The sequence below is a fragment of the Marinomonas rhodophyticola genome (assembly GCF_026113935.1).
Lineage (GTDB): Bacteria > Pseudomonadota > Gammaproteobacteria > Pseudomonadales > Marinomonadaceae > Marinomonas > Marinomonas rhodophyticola.
On record NZ_JAPEUL010000007.1, the window covers coordinates 387,554 to 410,163 of the forward strand.

A 22,610-nucleotide genomic window follows, 5' to 3' on the forward strand; every position below is an offset into this window, starting at 1 on the left:
ATGAAGGAAAAAAAGTACAAAACAGGTAGGCTGGTTATTTGAGCGCCAAAGTGTGGTCTGTTTCTAAGTAGTACAAGATTCATGGGGAAATGACTGCCCTTATCACTCTATCTGGAGTGAGTTGAGTCTGACAGTTCGTGTGCCCTAATGGGCAAGTCCGTTTAAAACAAGGTGAGCATTCTAGGTGAAGGTTATGAATGGTCTTGTTTTCCGTCAGAGGTGGGGTGAACGCTTCGCTAGTCGAGCCATAGATGCCGTGAACTTCTGTTCCTACCGCAGCCGCGATGTGCATCAAACCAGAATCATTGCTCACCGCTTTTTCTGCGGCGGCAAGTAGGTCTATCGCATCGACTAATTGTGTTTTACCGCATAAATTATGGGCAAATTCGCCTAATCCTCTTGTTATAATTTCGCCATCCGAGGCGTCTTTCGGGCCACCTAAAACCCAAATTTGGTAACCCGAGTCAATGGCGCTTTTCGCTAATTCGTGAAAGTAGGCAATGGGCCATTGTTTTGAAGGGCCAAACTCCGCCCCAGCCATCAGCGCAATGGCTGGTCTATCTGATAAATGGTGCTGTTGATAAAGACTTTTCTGGTTTTCTGAATTAACACTTAAAGCAGGAGACGGAATATCCACAGGTGGATACGCCTGCTCTTTTGGTAGACCGAGAGAGGTAAAGCGCTTTACGGTTTGATTTAAAATATTTTTATCGAGCTTGCGACGCTCGTTGAGTAACACATAACGCTGTTCACCAGTAAAGCCAACACGATGTGGCACTTTGGCAAAAAAAGGCACTAAAGCTGACTTCCATGAACGAGGCATAATAATGGCATGGTCATAATGTTCTGCACGCAGGGTATAACCAAGGTTACGGCGTGTGCTGATGCCCCATTCACCATGACTTGTTGGCAGGGTGATGGCATGTCTTACTTCTGGCATACGCGCTAAGATAGGAGAAGACCAACTGGGGCCTATGACATCAATAATCGCTTCTTCATCACGTTGTTTTAGCGTGATGAAGAGACTTTGTGCCATCACCATGTCACCCACCCAAGATGGGCCAACTATTAAATATTTAGCCATGTGTATCGAGCCAACCCAAATAGTCTTGCACACCTTGTGCTAAGCCACGAAAATTACCTTTGTAGCCTGCGTCACGAAGTTTACTGATATCTGCTTGAGTAAAGCTTTGATAAGCGCCTTTCAAGTGTTCCGGGAAAGGGATGTATTCAATTTCGCCTTTTTTATAATGGGCGATAACCGTTTCCGCTATGGTGCGGAATGGTTCTGCTTTGCCTGTGCCTAGATTGAAAATTCCAGATTTTTCCGGATTTTCTAGAAACCAAAGTTTGGTATTTACGAGATCTTCAACATAAATAAAATCTCGGCTTTGACCGCCCGCCTCGTAGCCATCGTAGGCGCCAAATAATTTCGGATTTTCGCCTGCCAGTACCTGATTGCGAAGATGAAAAGCCACACTGGCCATACTGCCTTTGTGTTGTTCACGAGGACCATAGACATTGAAGTAACGGAAACCCACTATTTGGCTTTTCGCTTTCGGTAACACTGCGCGAATGTATTGGTCAAATTGAAATTTAGAGTAGGCGTACATATTAAGCGGTTTTTCGTTTTCGCGAGATTCTTGGAAAACGGGGCCAGAGCCGTAAACTGAAGCAGAGGATGCATAAGAGAATGCGGCTTCATGCTTTAGGCAAAAATCTAATACTGCTTTTGAATACTGGTAATTGACGTCCATCACATATTTGCCGTTCCATTCGGTGGTTGCTGAGCAAGCACCTTCATGAAAAACGGCAATCGGGTTAATGCCTAAGGTGTCATTTTTAATGGCATCTAAAAAATCGTACATATCCATGTAATCGGCAATATCAAGGTCAGATAGATTCAGACACTTTTTCCCATCTGTCAGGTCGTCGACGAGAAGGATGTTTTTGATGCCTTTGTTATTTAGGGCTTTAATGATATTACTGCCAATGAATCCAGCACCACCAGTGACTATATACATAACTTATGTCCTATTTTGTCTTTATTAAGTATGTCTTTAAAACCAGACTTTTACTTAAAAAGAATCTTCTAAATCATTATTTGCTTTTGCCCATGCTATCACTTCTGTAAGGCCTAGAAAAATATGATAGCTGCTCGTGCCTGGGAGTGGAAAGTCTTTTGGCGTATTATCGGCATTAAGGTATTCGTTCCAGCGCCCATTTGGCTGTAAATAGTGTTGTTGCATAAAGTCGAGCGCTTTTTCTAAACGATTTATTTTTTCTTCTTTTCCGATGGGCATAACCGTGACGGCTTTCAGGTATTCAGTGATCGGCCAAATACGTTTTTCTTTGTCGATAGGGTGGTAGTCGTTGCCGTCGATCTGGTTGTAAATCCCCCCATTGTTTGCAAGTCCATGGCGGCTAGCTGTTAGCCAGAGTTGCTGTGCAAGGTCTGTATAGTCTGAATTAGGTAAAATTTTATTGGCTTGATAAAGCAACCATACCCACTCAAAGTGATGGCCAGGTTCTACCAGATGTCCCGTCGTTGGGTGTAACTGCCAGTCTGTGTTGAAAAACTCACGCAGTGTTTTGGACTTTTTATCATAAAAATGCGCTAAGGCTAAGGCAAGAAGGGATTGTATTGTTGCCTTATAGTCAGCATCTTGAGTGACTTCAAAGGCAGCAATATAGCCTTCTAAAAGGTGCATGTGTGGGTTTTGGCGACGAGTCTGTTCAACATCGACAGGAAAAGATTCATAAAAGCCGCCGGATTCAGCCTGCATATTGTTTAAGAGAAACTGATGTGTTTCTTTCATGTAAGAAAGCGCTCTGTCATCGTTTGTCACTTTGTAGTAGTGGCTAAAGGACAGTAGAACAAAGGCGAGGGCATAGGCATCAGAGTGTTGATCTTTAATGGATAAATCGTCATTTAAAGCGAAAATCCAACGACCATCAATGAAGTATCGAGAAGTAATAAAATTAAACAGTGGCCCTAACAATGCTTGCCAATCTTTGGTGTGATGATTTTGGCAGGCATGGCTAAAAGTATAAAGTTGGCGGCATTGAGTGAGTAAGCGAATACGGTTAATGGAGTTTATTGTCCAGTCATGATTCATGCTTTCATAGCTAAAACCCTGTTCTTTATCGATGCCATGACGCGACCAATTCTTCAATAGCCCATCAAACAAAAAAGATTGGCTAGATAGTAGAGCGGAATTCAGCATTGTGTAAAAGCCTTATTTCGTGTGTTTTAGGTATGTCCAACTTATTGAGGGAGTATGATAAGATGAGTGTCTCTAAAAATCGATTATTATGTGGCTATGAACTCTTCGTATCTAAATTTTAAAGATAAACACATCCTAGTTGTTGGGGATGTCATGTTGGATCGTTATTGGCATGGTGGTACCTCACGTATATCGCCGGAAGCGCCGGTACAAGTCGTAAAGGTTTCCAACATTGAAGATCGTCCAGGTGGTGCGGCTAACGTTGCGCTGGGTCTGGCTAAGTTAGGGGTGTCAGTAACCTTGGTGGGGGTGGTCGGTAACGATGAAAATGCCGATGTTTTAACCCGATGCTTGGAAAAAGTGGGCGTGACATGTCGATTTATTCGCTCGGAAACCTTGCCTACCATTACGAAACTACGAGTAATGAGCCGCCATCAACAACTTATTCGTTTGGATTTCGAAGAGCGTGAGGACAATCTTTCGCAGAATGAGGCTTTGGCAAAAGTGGTTGAAGAATGTTTGCCAGAATCTGACGCTGTCATTTTTTCTGATTATGCAAAAGGCTGTTTAGCAGACGTTCAGAACCTGATAAAACTGTCCAATGCAGCAAAGGTCCCCAGTTTTGTGGATCCCAAAGGAGATGATTTTTCCATTTATCAAGGTGCTACTCTGGTTAAGCCAAACCTTCTTGAATTTGAAACCATCGTGGGTAAATGCCATTCAACAAAAGAGTTAGAAGAAAAAGCTAAGGCACTGCGTGAAAAATTTGGCTGGAAGGCGCTACTAGTTACTCGAGGTGAAGAAGGGCTAATCTTATTGAGCGAAGGTAAGCCGCCTTTTTCGTTGGCCACGGCCGCCAAAGAGGTGTTTGATGTTACCGGAGCGGGTGATACCGTGGTGGCGGTATTGACCGCCGTGTATGTGACCAGTAAGCGTTTTATTGACGCGGTTGAGTACGCTAATCAAGCCGCGGGTTATGTGGTTGGTAAGCTTGGTACGGCTTCGATTAGCGCAGACCAACTTGAAGCGATCATGTTTCAACGCTCACACAGCACAAACTTTGGTGTACTTTCGCCAGAAGAGCTACTTGAGCAAATCAAGTTGGCGCAAATGAATGGTGAGAAGATTGTTTTTACCAATGGCTGTTTTGATATTCTTCACCCAGGGCACATTGCCTATATGAAACAAGCTAAGGCGCTAGGCGACAGGTTGGTCGTCGCGGTCAACACGGATGCGTCTGTTAAACGACTAAAAGGTGAGAAACGCCCAATTAACCATTTAGAACATCGTATGGCGGTACTGGAAGGCGTCGGCGCGATTGATTGGGTTACTTGGTTTGATGAAGATACTCCAAAAGAAATTATTGAAAAACTGACTCCTGATGTATTGGTGAAGGGCGGCGATTATACCATCGAGACCATTGTTGGTGCAGACCACGTTCTTGCTAATGGGGGCGAAGTAAAAGTCTTGACCTTTGTCGACGGCTATTCAACCACTGCAATTATCAAAAAAGCGAACCTGTAAATGCAAGAAAAAGAAAATGTTGAAGCGGACATGTCTACGCAAAAGGCTCCTGTTTCAGGTGTGAAAATCTACTTTCGCTTGCTCGGTTACGTGCGTCCGTCTTGGATGTATTTACTGTTGAGTGTGATTGGTTATGTCATTTACGCCGCTATGGAGCCCGCGTTGGCGGCATTGTTAAAACATATTGTCGATATCGTCTCTGTGGGTAGTATTTCTGAAAGTCGTTTGTTAATTCCGCTGGCTATTTTAGGGGTTTTTATTGCGCGAGGAGTGGGGACTTTCTTAGGTAACTATTTTATGGCGAAGGTCGCTAATAATGTTGTTTTTGATTTGCGTACCGACATGTTTAACAAACTTGTGCTCTTGCCTTCGAGTTACTACCACTCTATTCCCACGGGACGTTTGTTAGCCAAGTTGACTTATGATACAGAGCAAGTCATCGGTTCTATCACGCAAGCCATACGGGTTTTATTGCGTGAAGGGTTAACGGTAGTTGGTTTGTTATGCTACATGATCTACATGAACTGGCGTTTGTCTTTGTTGTTTCTGTTGGTCGTGCCGTTAATTGGTTTAGTGGTTTCTTATGCATCAAAACGCTTTCGTAAGTTAAGTACCCGTATCCAAAATGCCATGGGTGGTGTGACAGATGTCGCCTCAGAGGCGATTAAAGGGCATGAAGTCGTCAAGATATTCGGTGGTAGTCAGTATGAAATTGAGCGTTTTCATAAAGCAGCCAATGAAAACCGTCGTTCTCAGCTAAAAATGGAAATGACCAAGTCTTTGAATATACCTATTGTGCAGTTTATTTTGGCTGTCATGATGGCAATTTTGATTTGGTTTGCATTGAGTCCCGTCTATCAGTTCGCACATGTCTCCTGGCGACTTTATTGCTTTTTTGACCGCCGCTGGGATGTTGGGAAAACCGATTCGTCAGCTGACGGACGTGAATAGCATTTTGCAAAAAGGCATTGCGGCCTCTTACAGTATTTTTGATTTTCTGGATTTGCAAGAAGAAGTTGATAAAGGCAAAACATCGGTGGAAAGTATCAAAGGGAATATTGAATGGCATTCAATGTCCTTTAAATATCCCAATGCCGAGAAGCAAACCTTGAATAAGATTACCTTGTCTTTGCCTGCAGGAAAAACGCTAGCGTTGGTGGGACGGTCTGGTAGTGGTAAGTCTACTATCGCAAATTTAATTCCACGTTTTTATGATATTGATGATGGGCTGTTAAGCATTGATGGCATCTCTATCAATGATTATAAGCTGACTGAGCTGCGATCAAATATTGCCTTGGTGAATCAGCAAGTGGTGCTTTTTAATGGCACGATTCGTGACAATATTGCTTATGGTTATTTGCAAAACACCAGTGATAAAGAAGTAATAGAAGCCGCTAAAGCTGCTAATGCTTGGGATTTTATTCAGGAGCTTGATCATGGTTTAGATACTATGGTCGGAGAAAATGGCGTTCTGTTATCTGGGGGGCAACGCCAGCGCATTGCCATCGCGCGGGCTATTTTGAAAAATGCGCCGATTCTTATTTTGGATGAAGCTACGTCGGCATTGGATACAGAGTCTGAGCGAGCGATTCAGACAGCGTTGGATGGCCTGATGGCGAACCGCACGACCATTGCCATTGCGCATCGCCTATCGACCATCGAGAATGCTGATATTATCGCGGTTGTGGATCATGGAGAAATTATTGAACAAGGTTCTCATAGTGAGTTATTGGCGATGAATGGCGCTTACGCTCAGCTTCATAACCAGCAATTTAGTGAGACGCCTGTTTAATTATGTGGTTTTATCGAATCGCTTTGCTGTTATTAACGCCGGTTGTATTGTTGAAAATTCGGCGTTTTAAAAAAAGCTATGCGGATTATCGGGCGAAAGAAGCATTTGGTATCTGGCCTTCTGTCGAGGCTGATTTATGGATCCATTGTGCGTCTGTGGGAGAAGTGCTGGCGGTTCGGCCACTGGTACTTCAATGGCGTGAAAAATTTCCCACTCATCGTCTTTTAATGACAACAATGACGCCAACAGGGGCGGAACAAGTGGCGAAGGCTTTTCCTTTCGCGGAGCATCGTTACTTGCCGATGGATTGGCGTTGCAGTGTTAAAAGTGCATTGAATAAAATTGCCTGCAAGCATTTATTGATTGTCGAAACCGAGCTTTGGCCAAATTTATTGCAGCTAGCCAAGCGGCAAGGTTTGCGAGTTGAGGTGGTCAATGCACGCTTGAGTGATCGCTCTTTTCAGCGTTATCAGAAGTTTCCTTTTGTTTCGCGTCCTTTGTTTGCGCTGCCTGATTGTTTCTTGGCTCACGCTCAAGCTGATGCTTTGCGTTTTGAAGCGTTAGGGGCAAAAAAAGTCTTGGTAACTGGCAGCATTAAATTTGATCTGGTTGTTCCTCCTGAAGTGATGCAGGCGAATTGGCGTCGTCGACTTGGTTCGCGGTTTGTTTGGGTAGGCGGGAGCACTCATCAAGGGGAAGATGAAGCGCTATTGCGTATCCATAAAACCCTTATGCAGAAATTTTCTAATGCGTTGTTGTTGCTCGTCCCTCGTCATCCTGAACGGTTTGAGGCGGTGTATGCCTTGGCCAAACAGTCTTTTGAGCGGGTCGCTCTTCGTAGTCAAATACCACCAGATCAATGGTCTGACTTCGATGTTGTGATTGGCGATTCGATGGGGGAGCTGATGTATTATTATCAGGCTGCCGACTTAGCCTTTGTTGGCGGAAGTCTGATTAAACGAGGAGGGCACAATCCGATTGAGCCTGCTCTGCTGGGTAAGGCTGTTTTGGTGGGGCCTTATACGTTTAATTTTTTGGACATCACAGAACAGCTTTTACAAGTGAATGGTGCTGTTCGTTGTCACGATGAAGCGCAATTAGAAAGTGTGGTGGTGGATCTTGCTGGGCAGTCGTCACAACGTTATCGACTTGGGCAGACTGCGTTGCGTTTTGCCGAAAAAAATCAAGGGGCTGTGACGCGAGTGCTTACGGAAATAGACTTCCGCTGAACGACTCTTTACAATAATGACTCTTTATCTCATGGGGTGCTTTGGTTGTTAAAGGCTAGAGCTGAGAAGCGGATTGACCGCTAACCCACTGAACCTGATCCAGATCATGCTGGCGTAGGAATTGAGGTAGCAAGCTAAGCAATCGTATCTTGCCGTTTCTCCTGTACGCCGCTCACTTATTTTTAGGAGCGACACCTTGAATACATTTTCATTTAAAACTCTTTTTTCGGCTGCCATCGTCAGTTGTGGCGTTATTTTCTCGCCCCTGATGTTGGCTAAAGATACCCTTAATGTATATACCTACGATTCGTTTGCTTCGGATTGGGGCCGGCACCAAAGATTAAAGCCAATTTTGAGAAGACATGTGATTGTGAGGTGAATTTTGTCGCCTTAGATTCTTCAGTTGGGATTTTGTCTCGAGTGCAGCTAGAAGGGCGGTCTTCGCAAGCAGATGTTCTGCTGGGGCTGGATTTGAATTTGATGGAAGCAGCCAAGAAAAGCGGATTATTACTAGAACATTCTGTCGATACGTCTAACGTTACTGTCCCAGGAGGCTGGTCAGATAAAATTTTTGTGCCCTTTGATCAAGGCCACTTTGCTTTTATCTATAACTCTGACACGCTACAGAACCCGCCGACTAGTCTGAAGGATGTGGTGGATAATAAGAATTTGCGAGTGATTTACCAGGATCCGAGAACCAGTACACCAGGTCTTGGATTATTGTTATGGATGAAGTCAGTTTACGGTGAAGACGCTGCTGATGCGTGGGCGCGTTTAGCGGGTCATACGGTAACGGTGACGAAAAGCTGGTCTGATGCCTATAGTTTGTTTTTAAAGGGCGAAGCCGATTTGGTACTGAGTTATACCACATCCCCTGCTTATCATATTGTTGCGGAAGGCGAAACTAAGTACCGGGCTGCAATGGCCAGTGAAGGGCTGTATCCTCAGATTGAAGTAGCCGCTATGATGAAAAATGCCCCTAATTCTGCTCTGGCGCAAGAGTTTATGCACTTTATCCTTCAGCCAGGTTTTCAATCTACGGTAGCGACTGGAAATTGGATGTTACCAGTGATTGAGTTGGATGAAACCTTGCCTGCTGCTTTTGACAGCGCGTTAAAGCCTAGTAAAAACTTAGTGTTGTCCGCAAAAGATGTGGCTGAACACCGTGGCGCTTGGGTGGATGAGTGGCTAAACGCCACGACGCGATAACAGGCGTTATATCGTTGTCTTTTCGATCTATGAAAGGATTATTACCGGCGCTATTAGGCGTCGGTTTTTTCCTATTGATGGGAGTTGTCTGCTTGGCGGCTCTTTTGCGTTATAGCGAATTACACTCTTGGTTTGGCTATTTGCAGCAGCCTTATCTTTGGCGAGTTGTGCGTTTTTCTTTATGGCAAGCCCTGCTAAGCAGTGGTATTAGTTTGCTCATTGCCATTCCTGTTGCTTCTTGTCTTATGCACCGACGATTTTATGGGCGAGCTGCACTCTTGCAGTTGTTTTCTGTGTCGATGGTGGTGCCAACCATAGTGGCCATCTTGGGATTGGTCGTAGTGTATGGCCGTTCAGGTTGGTTAAGTCAGTTTTTGGGTATTCAAGTTTCCTTGTATGGTTTAACTGGTATTTTATTGGCGCATGTGTTTTTCAATATTCCTTTGGCTGTGCGTCTTTTGTTGCAAGGGTATGATTTGATTCCTGCAGGTCAGTGGCGTCAGGCTACGCAGTTGGGCTTTTCTCGTTGGACAGCCTTTCGTTGGATTGAATGGCATTACATGAAAAAAGTCTTACCAGGAGCGTTTGTGCTTATTTTTATGTTGTGCTTTTCAAGCTTTGCTGTGGTGTTGAGCCTAGGCGGTGGGCCTAAGTTTAGCACCTTGGAGGTGGCTATTTATCAAGCTCTCAGGTTTGATTTTGACCTCAATAAAGCCAGTTTTTTAGCTTTGCTGCAGGTGATGATATGTTCGCTCTTCGCGTTGTTTGTATACCGTATAGCACCTGTTAATCGCCAAGATGTGAGCTTATTGGCGCTGACTCGTTATCCACTCAAAGATTCTTATTGGGCAAGGTTTGCCGATAGTATGGCCTTGCTGTGTGTGTTTGTGCTGGTAATTCCACCTTTTTTGGCTATTTTGGGTCCTATTTTTTCGCCTTTATTTTTTGAAACTTTGCAGTCTCCTGCGCTTTGGCGGGCGGTGTTGGTGTCATTACAGATTGCGCTTCCTGCCGCCTTGGTGAGTTTAGTGCTCGGTCTCTGCTTTGCTGTGCTTGCGCGGTTTTGCATGGGGCGTCCATATTTGGCTTTTTTACCAAATAAAATTGAACACTTGGGTAATATGATCTTAATGGTACCAGGGCTGGTAATAGCCACAGGCCTGTTTCTGGCGTTACGAGATATTGGTTGGGGGCTGCAGTCGAGCTACTGGATTGTCGTGTGGGTGAATGCGGTAATGGCGTTGCCATTTGTGCTGCGCGCTTTAATGCCAGTGATGTATCAACAAGAGCGGCGCTTTAGGAATGTCTATCTGAGCTTAGGTATTCAGTCTTGGTCGCGGTGGCGACTTGAGTGGCCCTTAGTTCGCGTGAATGTGGCTCAAGCTTTAGGTTATGCGCTGTTACTGTCTTTGGGAGACATGGGAGTGATTGCTTTGTTCGGCAGTCAGGGATTGGTGTCTTTGCCCTTGTATCTTTTTCAACTCATTGGTTCCTATCGTTTGGAAGAAGGTTCCTGTGTGGCGGTGGTGTTGATTTTACTTTGCTTGATGCTGTTTTATTGCTCATCTCGCTTTGTAGGCGGAAAAATGGGTGGTGTACATGTTAAAAATTAACCTTCAATATGATTGGGAGCGTTTTCATGCAAATTATTGTGTGAATATTGAGCTGGGTATGACCACCTTACTAGGAGGCAGTGGTGAAGGGAAAAGTACGCTTTTGCATCTGCTGGGAGGGTATTTAGAGGGACGTGGTGAGCTGTATTTTCATGAGGAGTCTCTATTGTCTTTACCGGCTTATGAACGTCCTATTTCTACTTTGTTTCAGAGTGATAATCTCTTTCCGCAGTTGACCGTTTGGCAGAATGTCGCCATTGGTGTGTCGCCTTCGCTGAATTTAACGCCAGAGCAAAAGGAAAAAGTGAGTTGGGCGTTGGAAAAAACACAGCTTGTTGATAAGATGAAACGTTTTCCTCAGGCATTGTCAGGTGGCCAAGCCCAGCGAGTCGCGATTGCTCGGGCCTCTCGTTAGAAAGAAACCTATTTTATTGTTGGATGAGCCTTTTAGTGCCTTGGACTCCCGCTTTGCGGGAAGAAATGCTTTATTTGGTTAATGAGGTTACTGAGGAGTTAGGGTTAACGACCTTGCTGATTTCCCATTTGCCTCAAGAGGCTTGCTTGGTGGGAGGGCGTGTTATTTTGATCGAGCAGGGTGAAGTGATTGCTCATGAACCTGTGTCCGTATTGTCTCAAATTGAACCTCATGTGCTTTTTTCTAATTATCTTGGTGTCGGCGTATCTAGTCGCTCGACAATCTAGTTTGGTTCAGTTAAATAGTCATCCCGCTTCACGTTTATAGAAAGAGCGATTTAGTGTTAGATGATAATGAGTTGTTGAAGAAAGGTATCATAATGACAATCGCTTATGCGTTTGTTATGTCGCTTACCGCATTGGCTGCCAAGCAGGCTCAAACCATGATTCCGGTATCAACTTTAGTATTTTGGCAAAGTCTCTTTTGCGCCCTCATATTATTACCGCAGATGCACGGACGTTGGCAAAAGCGTTCTTTTGTGGTGTGGAAAATTCATTTTCTACGTAGTTTTGGTGGCTTTGTGGGCTTTCTTTTTTACTACTGGGCATTGAATCACATCCCCCTTGTTGAAGCGTCTTTATTACGTACATGCGCGCCTTTGTGTGTGCCGTTTGTGGTATGGATGCTGCATCGGATTCGCATTCCGAAGGCGCGCTGGTTGCCCTTGATTATTGGGTTTATTGGGGTGGCTTTTGTTATTCAGCCAACACCGGATCATTTGAACCCGTGGCATCTTGTCGGTTTTATATCGGCTCTTGGGTTGGCGCTGTCCATGGTGACGACGCGTATGTTGTCTCAGCAGGTTTCTGGACAAGAAACGTTATTTGTGTATTTTTTTGTGTCGACGGTGTTGTCACTGCCTTTGGTATGGTTACAAGGTGAGTCATTGGTTTTGCCTTTAGAGGTTTGGCCTTTAGTGGCAGCTGTTACTGTCACCTTGTATGTTGGCATGTATCTTTATAATTTGGCTTACACCTATGCGCCAGCCAGTATCGTCTCACCAGTAAGTTATGTTGGTGTGGTATTCAGCGGCTTTTGGGGCTGGGTTATTTGGGACCATGTGCCTGATATTTACGCCATTTTGGGGATGCTGTTCATTTTTTCGAGCATCATGATTAGCACCCGAATGGCGAAGAATAGAGGTTAAGATATTTTTGTCTTATTGGGGTGTTTGTGATTTGGTTATTTTTTTATTTAGCATGGTTGCGACAAAAATCCCTGAAAAAATGAGTAGAATGCCGACATAGTGGAAGCTTAGTAGGTTTTCACCCAAAAAGATAACGGATAGAACAATACTAAAAACAGGCAGTAAATGAATGAAGTGCCCTGCTGTGGCAGCGCCCAGTTTTTGTACGCCAGTATTCCAGCATAGAAATGCGCCGATAGAGGCAAACAGTCCCATGTAAAAAATGGCTCCCCAGTTACTTACACTAAGATCAGTAAGTGAGCCGTGACCGAAGAGAAAAAATAGCGGCGCTTGAATAAACGTGCCAATTAGTGCGGTGCACGCGAAAAAGCCAATCAGAGACATGTCTTTTGGTCGCTTTACAATCAGTACGGAATAAATTGCCCAGCTGATGGCGGCTGTGATAATCCACAGGTCGCCTGGTGAAAAACTGAGATGTAAAAAGGTCTCCAAACTGCCACGACTGACGATGGTGATGGCGCCTAGTGTAGAGATTAAAATGCCAGTGTTTTGGCGCCAAGAGGTTTTGCTGCCCAATAGTATGCGCGCGGTGATTAAAATCATCACTGGCATAATGGAGTTGAGTAGTACAGCATTGGTTACTGTGGTTGAGGTGAGTCCGATATACAAAAATAAATTGTAATTGCAGATACCAAGCCAACCAAATAGTGCCAGTAATTGCCAGTTATTCATGATGATGTGACGTTCTAACCGGAGTTTTTTGTAAGCAAAAGGCAAAATGATTAAGCAAGCGAGGGACCAGCGTAAAAATGAAATGGAAAAGGGATCTATGCCGCTTGAGACAGTAATACGCCCTAAAATGTAATTGCCTGACCAGAAAAAAATGGGCAAAAGTAAATAAGCAAACGCTGGCATGGAGAGTCCTATGTAGATTGTTTGGTTTTTTTCGCTACGTTTTGTACAAACAGCCCAACAAGAATGCACGCTAGACCAATGATAGTGGAATTTAGGATGGGTTCTCCTGCAAATTGTGACAACCAAATAATGGACAGCAAAGGGGATAAAAAGATGAGGTTAGCGACTTGGCTGGCGTTTGTTGTTAATTTCATTGCTTTGTTCCATAAAACAAAACTTAATCCCATTTCAAACAAACCAATATAAATGGCGCCCCACAAGCCATTGTTATCCCACTGCGTTAGCTCTCCAGTGATACCCGCAAAAATAAGTATTAATGGCAATGCAAAGGCGAAGTTTAGCGTAATACCTATTAGGCTAGGACGGTTATCTTTTGTGTTTAGTAGCCAATAAAGTGCCCAAATAATAGTGCTAAATAGAGCGAATGCGACACCAGAAGCATTGGAAAATTCTAATGAGCCAATCTGCCCACGGGTTGAAATATATAAGACACCAAAATAGCAGGCTCCAGCGGCGAGATAGTCTGCAGGTTTAAGTCGCTGCTTGAGAATGGGCACGGCCATAAAGCTTAACATGATTGCCCAAGTATAGTTGATGGCCTGTGCCTCCTGAGCGGGAAGGGTGTTGTAGGCTTGCAGTAATATTAAGTAATAAAGAAATGGGTTAATAGCACCAAAAAACAAAGATGACTTCCACGTTTGTTTTGCTATGGTCATTAACGACTTTATTTCGCCTTTATACATAATTAGGCTAACTAAAAAGAGCAGCGATATTAGATTGGCGACGAGCAGAAGCTGTGTTGGGGAAAAATGTCTAAGAGACAGTGAAAAGGCTGTTGCAACCGTTGACCAGAGTAAAACAGCGCCAAGCCCAAAGAGCATGGCTTGGCTATTGTTGGAAAGTTTGCTCATCAGGTTTATTCCGAAGCCTTTGTTTGTGGTAAAGCGTTTTAGTTCGCGGTTTCAAGTTGCGGCTGTTTTAGAAGGACAGGCTAACACCCGCTAACACAGAAGTAATGGTGTTATCTTCTACGATAGGACTTTTTAGAATGTCTTTATCGAATCGTGTATGACTGATACCAAGCATGAGGTTAAGGCTTTTAAACACGGGGTAGATCCCTCTTACTCCATAGCGAATGGAAGAAATAGCATCTGTATCATAGGCATCAATTGCACCGCCTGTTCTCGCTGATTCTGCTTGAGATACACCAAATAGGTGGTTGCTCATTTTACTGTCCATATACCGATAAGCGATGGATGGGATCACTGTCCAAGCGCCAGCAGCAATAGGGTATCCCGCCGATATTTGTGCGTAGTAGCCATCATGTTCGCCGCTTATATCCTGCGCTATCTTTGTGGTAACTGGACCTAGCTGATAGGATGCAAATGCCATAATACTGGCGTCCCTATCATCGAGCTGCCTAATATTGGCATTATTTGAGTCATCGGGATCGAATCCTGTGCTTTCGTAAGATAAGCCCACTGACATGTTTTGGGCCGACTGTTTGGGTAGAAAACGATAGCCGATTTCAGGTAGGCGAAGGAAGAAGTGTTCGCCTTCATAACTAAAGTTAGGTAAAAAAGTAGACTCAGAATCCGTGTCTTTATAGAGGGAATCTGACTTGACTGCAATGATGCCCAAATTGGTGTCGGCCTGAGCAAAGACTGGAATAGCCAATAGCAGTGTTAAGCATACTTTTTTCATGAAAACTATGTCCGTCAAAAAGAGTTAAGTAAAAGGGCGCAAACAAAAATCCATTTGATTTTATGGTCTTTGATTAGAGCTGTAAAACATTTTCGTAGAGTGCGTATTTATTGCTTTTTTGGGTTTACATGGCGCCACCGAAAGCGACTTTTTTATGGTTTTCAGAGTTGGTGTGTTGATTTCGTTTACTTATTGTCCACTCGTGCTATATAATGCGCGTCCCTGTAAATCAATACTCCTTGTCTCACAGCTTTATCACAGGGGAAGCAAGCGTGGAGACTAAGAACCCATAAGGAGCTTAAATGCGTCATTATGAAATCGTCTTTCTGGTTCACCCAGATCAAAGCGAGCAAGTACCAGCAATGGTAGAGCGTTACACTAACCTAATCACTGAAGATGGTGGTCAAGTTCACCGTTTTGAAGATTGGGGCCGTCGTCAACTTGCTTACCCAATTAACAAAATTCACAAAGCACACTATGTTCTAATGAACATTGAGTGTTCTGACAGTGTTTTGTCTGAACTAAACGACACTTTCCGCTACAACGATGCCATCATCCGTAACTTGGTGATTCGTCGTAAAGATGCGGTAACTGACGTATCTCCTATTAAAGCTTCTGAAGGTCGTGAAGATCGTCGTTCTGCTCCTCAACGTGAAGAGCGTCACCACGACAATTCTGACGAAGTATCTGAAGAATCTGAAGATTAATCTATTTTTATTAGGAGACACTCATGGCTCGTTTTTTCCGTCGTCGTAAGTTCTGCCGTTTTACAGCAGAAGGCGTTAAAGAGATCGATTACAAAGATCTAGACACACTGAAAGGTTACATCACTGAAACTGGTAAAATCGTTCCTAGCCGTATTACTGGCACTAAGGCTCGTTACCAGCGTCAGCTAGCGACTGCAATTAAACGCGCTCGCTACATTGCTTTGCTTCCTTACACTGATAGCCATTTTAATTAATAGGCTAAAGAAGCGCTTTATATGAGTGGTTTAGCAAATTGGGTAATGAAAAAACGTCTTAATGCCATAATAGGTGTTATGGTGTTTGGTCTAATTCCTATGATGTTTTGGCTGGCCGCTGCAATCCTTGGATTGGTGGTGCTTCGCAAAGGTGTAAAAGAAGGAATACCTGTATTAGCTTGGGGATGTTTACCAGCGTTTGTGCTGTGGATATACCAAGGCGATGCAACGGCACTTATGGTATTAGTCGATGTGATGTTGTTGGCCTATTTGCTTAGATCAACCATGTCATGGAGTTGGGTGTTATTAGCTGGCAGCTTTTTAGCGGTCGTTAGCACTCTGCTTCAGCCTCTTTTGATGGCTGATGTTTTGAATTTGGCTGTTGCCTTGGTTCAAAAAGTATTGGTTTCGGAAGGTGTTGAAGTTCCCGATAAAGATATGATCTTTAACCAAGCGGTGATGGCTGTGTCCATCTTCCAAGTGGTGATTGCCGTGATTTCGCTGTTTTTGGCGAGAAAGTGGCAAGCAGGATCTATAATCCTGGCGGTTTACGCGCAGAATTTCATCAATTGAGGCTGCCGATCGCGTTTAGTTTGGTGTTGGGTGGAATGATTCTTGTAGGGGAATCCTTAGGTGGGTCCTTTGCTATTCTGTCTCAAGCTGCTATTCCTGCATTAGTGTTGCTTGGGCTTGCTTTAGTACATGGTGTTTTAGCAAAAAAAGAAATTGGGGTTGTTGGACTGATCGCATTTTACCTTGTGGGATTTTTTGTTTTGAATGTGTATTTCGCGAACGTGTTAGTCGCACTTTGTGTGATTGATAGTTTTGTGAATATTCGTTCTAGAATCCAAGGTAAGGCGTCCAACTCAAGTGATAGCTAATGATTAATTAGAGGTGATCGAGATGGAAGTTATTCTACTCGACAAAGTAAACAAGCTAGGCGGTATTGGTGACGTTGCAGTTGTTAAACCAGGCTATGCTCGTAACTTTTTGATTCCAAACAAAAAAGCTGTAATGGCTACTAAAGCTAACTTGGCTAGCTTTGAAGAGCGCCGTGTTGAACTTGAAGCTCAAGCAGCAGAGCGTAAAGCGGCTGCTGAAGCTCGTGCTCAATTGCTAGAAGGTAAAACTTTCACTATCGCTGCGAATGCTGGTGACGAAGGTAAGCTTTTTGGTTCTATCGGTACTCGTGACATCGCTGATGCTATTTCTGCGCAAGTAGCAGTAGAGAAAGCGGAAATCCGTCTGCCAGAAGGCGCGATTCGTCACACAGGTTCTTTCGAAGTAGACGTTCAACTTCACGCTGAAGTGATTGTAACGGTTACTTTGTCTGTAATCGCTGAGTAATTTGTTTCGATAAATTACTTAAGAGAGATGCGAATCTTTCTTGAATAAGAGAAGGGTGTCTTGCTATTGCAAGATGCCCTTTTTTTATTAGCGTGATAAGCTAATCTTCCTGTTTTTTCTGTCTCTGTATGGGTGTTTTGCGTGCAACTAAATGATTCTGAAGTCGCTTCTATTAAATTACCGCCATATTCCATTGAAGCTGAGCGTTCTGTTGTTGGTGGCTTGATGCTTGATCCCCAAGCTTGGGAAAGAGTCTCTGAGTTGGTTATTGCGGATGATTTTTATCGTCCAGAGCATAAGTTAATTTTTACTGTTATTGCACGCTTAGCCGATGAATCTGAACCGATTGATGTGGTGACCATTGGTGAGCGCCTTGATAAGCGCGGTGACTTAGAGTCTATTGGTGGCATGGCTTATCTTATCGAGGTGGCTGAAGCGACTCCTAGTGCTTCGAATATAGCAGCCTATGCCGATATTGTGCGAGAACGCTCCATCTTACGTCGCCTTATCTCTACGACCAATGATATTTCAGCGCGTGCGTTTCATCCAGAAGGTATGACGGCAGCTGAGGTATTGGATGAGGCTGAGCGGAAGATATTTCAGATCGCGGAAGGCGGTGAGAAAAAAGGTGGGCCACGAATTGCCGCGGATATCTTGAGTGCTACGGTGGATAAAATTGATGAGCTTTATCATCAAGATGGCGCAATTACAGGCTTGAGCACAGGTTTTACGGATTTAGATGCGATGACAGCGGGTTTGCAGCCCGCAGATTTGATTATCGTTGCAGGTCGCCCATCCATGGGTAAGACGACTTTTGCTATGAATTTGGTGGAAAATGCTGCCATGATCAGTGATAAGCCTGTTATCGTGTTCAGTTTGGAGATGCCTGCGGAATCATTGATGATGCGTATGCTTTCTTCTCTTGGGCGAATTGATCAGACACGTATGCGTTCTGGTCAGTTGGTTCAAGAGGACTGGGATAAGTTGATGTCAGCGGTAAAAATGCTCAAAGACCGCAAGCTATTTATCGATGATACGGGTGGTATCAGTCCAACGGAAATGCGTTCTCGTGTGCGCCGTATTGCTCGAGAGCATGGTGGCGTCGCCATGATCATGGTCGATTATCTTCAGTTGATGCAAATTCCAGGTTTTACTGAAGGTCGTACGAATGAGATCTCAGAGATTTCTCGATCTCTTAAAGCTATAGCCAAGGAAATGGATTGTCCAATGGTTGCGCTTTCTCAACTTAACCGTAGCTTGGAGAACCGTCCTAATAAACGCCCAGTAAACTCAGATTTGCGTGAATCTGGGGCGATCGAGCAGGATGCGGATGTGATTTCTTTTGTTTATCGTGATGAGGTATATCACGAAGACACGCCTCATAAAGGTATTGCGGAAATTATTATAGGTAAGCAGCGTAATGGTCCAATAGGTACTTGTCGATTGGCGTTTGTGGGTAAATATACTCGATTTGAGGATTTAGCACCGGATGCGTATCGAGATTTTGATGACGAGTAAGTCATTATTGGTGTACTTTTAAGCTATCTACAAAGAATCATAAATCACACAATATGTGATAAAAATAATTACTATAAAATCGAGAGTTGTTTATGCGAAAAATGCCAGTAACAAATAAAGAAAATGATTTTCCTGAAAGCTATGTTCTAGTTTCCAGCACCGATGTGAAAGGACGTATTACCTTTGTTAATGATGTTTTCTGCGAGGTGGCTGGTTATGAGCGCGAAGCGCTGATTGGTAAGGCTCATAATATCATTCGTCACCCTGATGTTCCTGCGGCTGTTTTTGCTGATATGTGGTCAAACTTGAAGCAAGGCAAAAGCTGGATGGGGTTGGTGAAAAATCGTTGCGAGAACGGTGATCACTATTGGGTGAGTGCGCATGTGAGTCCGCTGTTGGATGGCAGTAAGGTAGTGGGTTATGAGTCCGTGCGTCGCAAGGCGACTCGGGATGAGATTCGGCATGCTCAATCAGTTTACGATCGTCTTAATGTCGGTAAGGGCTTGGTGCCAATGTCGACTAAGATGATGGCATATCTCGCCAATTCTGCTTGGCCTCTAATGTCTTGTTTTGTGCTGTTGGCTTTACTTGGATGGTTGTCAAATGGTCTTGAACTAAAATTAGCCGGATCCGTTTTGGCTATATTGGGCATTTGGCTGATTTATCATCAAAGCCAATCGTTGAATGCGGTGGTGTCAGGGCTATCTTCTGAGGCGCACAACCCGATAGGGCAATATCTGTACTGCAAAACGGTTGGCGCAAAAGCGGCCATCAAGTTTGCTAAAATTCACCAAGAGGCTGCCGGAAATACCTTCCGATACCGTCTTAAAGAAGGTGCTCAGCAGCTTCGTAAGCGAGCGTCTGAAGCGAAAGCCAGTGTGACAGCGAATTTAGGTAATTTTAATAAGCAACGTAATACTTTCCAAGATGTAGTCGCGGCAAGTTCTCAATTGTTGTCTAGTGTGACACATGTTGCAGAGCATGTTCATGTGGCGGTTGAGGCAACGGAGTCTGTTGGTGAGTTGTCCCGAGGTAGCCGCTTGCTTGCCCAGCAAACTGGCGCAACCATGCGTCAGGTTTACCAAGACATATCTGATGCGAAAAAAGTGGTGGCGGTGCTGGCAGAGCGCAGTGATAGCATTAATGAAGTGGTGAATTCTATTAGTGGTATTGCGGAACAAACCAACTTGTTGGCTCTTAATGCGGCCATTGAGTCAGCTCGTGCTGGTGAGGCTGGGCGTGGTTTCGCCGTCGTAGCGGATGAAGTTCGTGCTTTGGCGATAAGAACTCAGAATGCAACACAAAGTATCCATAGCATGACAGAAGAGCTGAAGAAAAATACTGCGGACGTGACCAGTACCATTGATAAAGGGACGACGGTTGCCCAGCAAGGGGTTGATAGTGTTAACGATGTTGCGCAAAAAATGAGTGATATCGAAGCGGCTATTAAGCGTGTTGTTGAAATGACAGCACAAATTAATGTTTCTTCAGAAGAGCAGGCAAGTGTAGCACGTGACCTTAACGATAAAATGCAAGAAGTAGATGCGCTGAGTATTAACAGTATTGAAAGGGCAGAAAATATCGTGATCAACATTAGCCATATTGAAGAAGAGGCGTATGAGCAGGGAAATCTTGCAGAACGCATGAAGCAGTAAGTCGCAAAAAAGAATATTTTGTAGATCGTGCCTTTAGGCCGGCAATGCTTGATTCCTTGAATTAGCTTTTGTCGGCATAAATGCCGACCTACAACTCATTATTTAACCTTCTGGTCCGGTGGTTTAGCAAGGTTCTTCATTTACTACTTGGTAGATGGCTTTAGCCAATGTTTGCACTTGTTGCTGGCTAATAACATAAGGCGGCATTAGGTAGATGAGTTTGCCAAAAGGCCGTATCCATACACCAAGTTCGACGAATTTTGGTTGTATTTTGTGTAAGTTAACTGAGTTTTTCAATTCAACAACGCCAATGCCGCCAAAGCACCGCACCTCTTCAACTTGTTCAAGCTTTGCGCAAGGGGCAAGAGCGGTCTTCATCCAGTTTTCGAGTTGAGTGATCTTTTCTGGAATATTGTATCTCATCAGCAGGGAGAGGCTGGCATTCGCAGCGGAGCAGGCGAGAGGATTACCCATGAAGGTCGGGCCGTGCATAAAGACGCCGTCATTTTCGCTGATACCCAGGGCAACTTTGTCGTTTGTTAGGGTGGCTGCTAACGTCATATACCCCCCGTTAGCGCTTTACCGACGCACATGATATCTGGGCAAATGCTGGTGTGATTTGTGGCGAAAAGTTTTCCTGTTCTGCCAAATCCTGTTGCGATTTCATCAAATATTAGAAGGATGTCGAATTCGTCACACAGAGCGCGTATGTGGTTTAGATATTCTGGATTATAGAAGCGCATTCCCCGGCATTTTGCACGACGGAGCTCGATGATGAAGCCTGCTAGCTGATTGTGGTTTGCTTCAAACATGGCTCTTATTTCGTGTAAATATTCTGGTTTGACAGGGGTTTCTAGTCCGGTGGGGGGCAGAGATAAAGAACTGTTGTGTCAGTGCACCACTGAATAAATGGTGCATACCATTATCAGGGTCGCAGACGGACATGGCGGCAAACGTGTCTCCATGGTAGCCACTTTTTGGCGTGACAAAAAATTGTTTGCTTGGTTTTCCTTGAGCATTCCAGTATTGGATGGCCATTTTTAGTGCCACTTCAACGGAAACTGAACCTGAATCAGAGAAGAAAACCCGTTGTAGATCGCTAGGACTGATGGCAATGAGTGTTTCGGCAAGGTCAATAGCGGGCTTGTGAGTGAGTCCACCGAACATGACGTGGGAGAGTTGTGTCAGTTGTTGCTGAATAGCTGTGTTGATTCTAGGATGATTGTAGCCGTGAATAACACTCCACCAAGATGACATGCCATCAATTAATGTACGTCCATCACTCAGTGTAATTTCACAGCCGACCGCCTTTTTGACCAAAAAGTGTGGGCTGGGGTTGCTCATGGATGTGTACGGATGCCAGAGAAGTTGTTTGTCTAAATCCAAGTATTCTTGATCTGTTTTCATAAGGTCCACCTTGCTTTGTTCTGCGCATACTAAAGCAAAGCTAGGTCGGATGGCTAGATTGTCATAGTGGTGGCGGCTTAATGTGTTTTGTCGGGTGTTCGAGCGATAACCCAGACATCAACGCGCTCTGCCCCTGCTTTTAATAATAATGTGGTGCAGTTTTCTATTGTACTTCCCGTCGTCATGACATCATCGAATAGTGCGACATGCCCACTGATAGGGGCGTCAATCTCATAGCTGCTTTGAGGGCTTGTTAAGCGCTCTTTGCGACTAAGCGAATGTTGAGCTTGGGTGTTTTTTACTTTTTTTAGTGGATTGTTTTTTGGGATGATGGGGCATTTTTTTCCTAGGTGCTGTTTGAGATTTTTTGCTAACTGGTTGGCCATCGTGTTTGTTTGGCAAAATCCACGCTCTTTAATTCGACTTGGATGGCTGGGTACATAGAGGATTTGATCTGGCCAGCTTTCGGCTGCATATGACTTAATAAGATGCTTACTTAGCAAATAGGTGAGAGGTCGAACGTAGTGGGTTCCTTGATGAAACTTAATGCTATGAATCAATGCTTTTATAATCCCCTCGAAGCGATAAGGTGCGATGCACTGTTGGTATGTTGGAGAAGCAGTTTGGCAGCTTCCACATAGAATGTTGGTGTGGTGAGTGGGTCGTTTGCAGCGGTGGCAGTGAATTGCGTTGAGTGGGAAGCCTTCTTGGCAGGCTTGGCATACGGTATTTTTACATTTTGTGTTACAAAGATAGCACTGATTTAAAAATATACTGCAGTAAACCTCTGTTATTTTTTCGGTTGACAGTTTTTTCCAGTCCATTAGTATTGCTCCATTACTTTTTATGGATCGAGGATACTATGTCTTTAAGTACGTCTACAAATG

21 protein-coding genes, 2 pseudogenes and 1 riboswitch are annotated in these 22,610 nt (G+C 44.2%); of the genes and pseudogenes, 15 read left to right on the forward strand and 8 right to left on the reverse strand.

All coding sequences use genetic code 11. From position 1 onward, the window contains the following. Positions 1-79 precede the first annotated feature (79 nt). Genes waaF through ONZ52_RS10330 form a run of 3 tightly spaced genes read right to left on the reverse strand, consistent with a single transcriptional unit; the run spans position 80 to position 3,227 of the window. The gene (gene waaF / locus ONZ52_RS10320) at positions 80-1,084 is read right to left on the reverse strand and encodes a lipopolysaccharide heptosyltransferase II (RefSeq protein WP_265218515.1); all 1,005 of its coding nucleotides are present in this window, start codon (positions 1,082-1,084) and stop codon (positions 80-82) included. Then, positions 1,077-2,024: an ADP-glyceromanno-heptose 6-epimerase gene (gene rfaD / locus ONZ52_RS10325; protein ID WP_265218516.1), complete on the reverse strand. Its 948-nt coding sequence runs from the start codon at positions 2,022-2,024 to the stop codon at positions 1,077-1,079. The genes waaF and rfaD overlap by 8 nt, the downstream gene beginning before the upstream one ends. Positions 2,025-2,078: 54 nt before the next feature. Then, a complete protein-coding gene (locus ONZ52_RS10330; RefSeq protein ID WP_265218517.1) occupies positions 2,079-3,227 on the reverse strand; it encodes an AGE family epimerase/isomerase in 1,149 nt (382 codons plus the stop codon). A 96-nt stretch (positions 3,228-3,323) separates the two neighbouring features. On the opposite strand from ONZ52_RS10330, the gene hldE reads away from it, so the two are divergent. The 8 genes and pseudogenes from hldE (at position 3,324) to ONZ52_RS10370 (ending at position 12,216) form a co-directional block, all read left to right on the forward strand. Continuing rightward, positions 3,324-4,751 carry a bifunctional D-glycero-beta-D-manno-heptose-7-phosphate kinase/D-glycero-beta-D-manno-heptose 1-phosphate adenylyltransferase HldE gene (gene hldE, locus ONZ52_RS10335; RefSeq protein ID WP_265219389.1) on the forward strand — a complete coding sequence of 476 codons (1,428 nt, stop codon included), beginning with the start codon at positions 3,324-3,326 and terminating at the stop codon, positions 4,749-4,751. 30 nt (positions 4,752-4,781) lie between these two features. Then, positions 4,782-6,543 (forward strand): annotated as a pseudogene (gene msbA / locus ONZ52_RS10340) (lipid A export permease/ATP-binding protein MsbA). A 2-nt stretch (positions 6,544-6,545) separates the two neighbouring features. Then, positions 6,546-7,772, forward strand: a complete 1,227-nt coding sequence (locus ONZ52_RS10345; protein WP_265218518.1) for a 3-deoxy-D-manno-octulosonic acid transferase — start codon at positions 6,546-6,548, stop codon at positions 7,770-7,772. A gap of 22 nt (positions 7,773-7,794) precedes the next feature. Then, positions 7,795-7,911: riboswitch (TPP riboswitch) on the forward strand. 236 nt (positions 7,912-8,147) lie between these two features. Then, positions 8,148-8,981: a thiamine ABC transporter substrate binding subunit gene (gene thiB, locus ONZ52_RS10350; RefSeq protein WP_265218519.1), complete on the forward strand. Its 834-nt coding sequence runs from the start codon at positions 8,148-8,150 to the stop codon at positions 8,979-8,981. Beyond that, on the forward strand, positions 8,957-10,594 hold the full coding sequence (thiP, locus tag ONZ52_RS10355) for a thiamine/thiamine pyrophosphate ABC transporter permease (RefSeq protein ID WP_265218520.1): 1,638 nt from the start codon (positions 8,957-8,959) through the stop codon (positions 10,592-10,594). Before thiB ends, thiP begins: the two co-directional genes overlap by 25 nt. Then, positions 10,581-11,009, forward strand: coding sequence for an ATP-binding cassette domain-containing protein (locus ONZ52_RS10360; RefSeq protein WP_265218521.1), 429 nt, complete (start codon positions 10,581-10,583; stop codon positions 11,007-11,009). The genes thiP and ONZ52_RS10360 overlap by 14 nt, the downstream gene beginning before the upstream one ends. Positions 11,010-11,044: 35 nt before the next feature. After that, positions 11,045-11,296, forward strand: a complete 252-nt coding sequence (locus ONZ52_RS10365) for a hypothetical protein (RefSeq protein WP_265218522.1) — start codon at positions 11,045-11,047, stop codon at positions 11,294-11,296. A gap of 53 nt (positions 11,297-11,349) precedes the next feature. Continuing rightward, positions 11,350-12,216: a DMT family transporter gene (locus ONZ52_RS10370; RefSeq protein ID WP_265218523.1), complete on the forward strand. Its 867-nt coding sequence runs from the start codon at positions 11,350-11,352 to the stop codon at positions 12,214-12,216. 12 nt (positions 12,217-12,228) lie between these two features. On the opposite strand, the gene ONZ52_RS10375 is transcribed toward ONZ52_RS10370, so the two are convergent. From ONZ52_RS10375 to ONZ52_RS10385, 3 genes are all read right to left on the reverse strand, one after another. After that, positions 12,229-13,131 (reverse strand): DMT family transporter, encoded by a 903-nt coding sequence (locus ONZ52_RS10375; RefSeq protein WP_265218524.1) that lies wholly within the window; start codon positions 13,129-13,131, stop codon positions 12,229-12,231. 8 nt (positions 13,132-13,139) lie between these two features. After that, positions 13,140-14,042 carry a DMT family transporter gene (locus ONZ52_RS10380; protein WP_265218525.1) on the reverse strand — a complete coding sequence of 301 codons (903 nt, stop codon included), beginning with the start codon at positions 14,040-14,042 and terminating at the stop codon, positions 13,140-13,142. Between the two features lie 67 nt (positions 14,043-14,109). Beyond that, positions 14,110-14,835 carry a MipA/OmpV family protein gene (locus ONZ52_RS10385; protein ID WP_265218526.1) on the reverse strand — a complete coding sequence of 242 codons (726 nt, stop codon included), beginning with the start codon at positions 14,833-14,835 and terminating at the stop codon, positions 14,110-14,112. Positions 14,836-15,137: 302 nt separating this feature from the next. Between ONZ52_RS10385 and rpsF the strand changes: the two genes are divergently transcribed. From rpsF to ONZ52_RS10420, 7 genes are all read left to right on the forward strand, one after another. Then, on the forward strand, positions 15,138-15,542 hold the full coding sequence (rpsF, locus tag ONZ52_RS10390) for a 30S ribosomal protein S6 (RefSeq protein WP_111605418.1): 405 nt from the start codon (positions 15,138-15,140) through the stop codon (positions 15,540-15,542). Positions 15,543-15,565: 23 nt separating this feature from the next. Next, positions 15,566-15,796 (forward strand): 30S ribosomal protein S18, encoded by a 231-nt coding sequence (gene rpsR, locus ONZ52_RS10395; protein WP_013662377.1) that lies wholly within the window; start codon positions 15,566-15,568, stop codon positions 15,794-15,796. Between the two features lie 21 nt (positions 15,797-15,817). After that, the gene (locus tag ONZ52_RS10400) at positions 15,818-16,369 is read left to right on the forward strand and encodes a hypothetical protein (protein WP_265218530.1); all 552 of its coding nucleotides are present in this window, start codon (positions 15,818-15,820) and stop codon (positions 16,367-16,369) included. A gap of 35 nt (positions 16,370-16,404) precedes the next feature. Then, positions 16,405-16,677 carry a hypothetical protein gene (locus tag ONZ52_RS10405; RefSeq protein WP_265218531.1) on the forward strand — a complete coding sequence of 91 codons (273 nt, stop codon included), beginning with the start codon at positions 16,405-16,407 and terminating at the stop codon, positions 16,675-16,677. Between the two features lie 22 nt (positions 16,678-16,699). Further along, the gene (gene rplI / locus ONZ52_RS10410; RefSeq protein WP_265218532.1) at positions 16,700-17,143 is read left to right on the forward strand and encodes a 50S ribosomal protein L9; all 444 of its coding nucleotides are present in this window, start codon (positions 16,700-16,702) and stop codon (positions 17,141-17,143) included. A gap of 141 nt (positions 17,144-17,284) precedes the next feature. Next, positions 17,285-18,661: a replicative DNA helicase gene (gene dnaB / locus ONZ52_RS10415; RefSeq protein WP_265218534.1), complete on the forward strand. Its 1,377-nt coding sequence runs from the start codon at positions 17,285-17,287 to the stop codon at positions 18,659-18,661. A 92-nt stretch (positions 18,662-18,753) separates the two neighbouring features. Further along, on the forward strand, positions 18,754-20,316 hold the full coding sequence (locus ONZ52_RS10420; protein WP_265218536.1) for a methyl-accepting chemotaxis protein: 1,563 nt from the start codon (positions 18,754-18,756) through the stop codon (positions 20,314-20,316). A gap of 123 nt (positions 20,317-20,439) precedes the next feature. Here the strand turns inward: ONZ52_RS10420 and bioA are convergent. Continuing rightward, positions 20,440-21,723: pseudogene (gene bioA / locus ONZ52_RS10425) on the reverse strand (adenosylmethionine--8-amino-7-oxononanoate transaminase). 77 nt (positions 21,724-21,800) lie between these two features. Beyond that, a complete protein-coding gene (locus ONZ52_RS10430) occupies positions 21,801-22,283 on the reverse strand; it encodes a ComF family protein (protein ID WP_265218537.1) in 483 nt (160 codons plus the stop codon). Between the last annotated feature and the right edge of the window lie 327 nt (positions 22,284-22,610).

Excerpts from the sequence above, each read along its gene's own strand:
- ONZ52_RS10400 (WP_265218530.1), top strand. The coding sequence starts at position 15,818 with ATGAGTGGTTTAGCAAATTGGGTAATGAAAAAACGTCTTAATGCCATA.
- ONZ52_RS10375 (WP_265218524.1), bottom strand. The coding sequence starts at position 13,131 with ATGCCAGCGTTTGCTTATTTACTTTTGCCCATTTTTTTCTGGTCAGGC.
- ONZ52_RS10360 (WP_265218521.1), top strand. The coding sequence starts at position 10,581 with ATGTTAAAAATTAACCTTCAATATGATTGGGAGCGTTTTCATGCAAAT.
- waaF (WP_265218515.1), bottom strand. The coding sequence starts at position 1,084 with ATGGCTAAATATTTAATAGTTGGCCCATCTTGGGTGGGTGACATGGTG.
- hldE (WP_265219389.1), top strand. The coding sequence starts at position 3,324 with ATGAACTCTTCGTATCTAAATTTTAAAGATAAACACATCCTAGTTGTT.
- ONZ52_RS10405 (WP_265218531.1), top strand. The coding sequence starts at position 16,405 with ATGATTCTTGTAGGGGAATCCTTAGGTGGGTCCTTTGCTATTCTGTCT.
- rfaD (WP_265218516.1), bottom strand. The coding sequence starts at position 2,024 with ATGTATATAGTCACTGGTGGTGCTGGATTCATTGGCAGTAATATCATT.
- rplI (WP_265218532.1), top strand. The coding sequence starts at position 16,700 with ATGGAAGTTATTCTACTCGACAAAGTAAACAAGCTAGGCGGTATTGGT.
- ONZ52_RS10345 (WP_265218518.1), top strand. The coding sequence starts at position 6,546 with ATGTGGTTTTATCGAATCGCTTTGCTGTTATTAACGCCGGTTGTATTG.
- ONZ52_RS10380 (WP_265218525.1), bottom strand. The coding sequence starts at position 14,042 with ATGAGCAAACTTTCCAACAATAGCCAAGCCATGCTCTTTGGGCTTGGC.
- ONZ52_RS10420 (WP_265218536.1), top strand. The coding sequence starts at position 18,754 with ATGCGAAAAATGCCAGTAACAAATAAAGAAAATGATTTTCCTGAAAGC.
- rpsR (WP_013662377.1), top strand. The coding sequence starts at position 15,566 with ATGGCTCGTTTTTTCCGTCGTCGTAAGTTCTGCCGTTTTACAGCAGAA.
- ONZ52_RS10385 (WP_265218526.1), bottom strand. The coding sequence starts at position 14,835 with ATGAAAAAAGTATGCTTAACACTGCTATTGGCTATTCCAGTCTTTGCT.
- rpsF (WP_111605418.1), top strand. The coding sequence starts at position 15,138 with ATGCGTCATTATGAAATCGTCTTTCTGGTTCACCCAGATCAAAGCGAG.
- ONZ52_RS10330 (WP_265218517.1), bottom strand. The coding sequence starts at position 3,227 with ATGCTGAATTCCGCTCTACTATCTAGCCAATCTTTTTTGTTTGATGGG.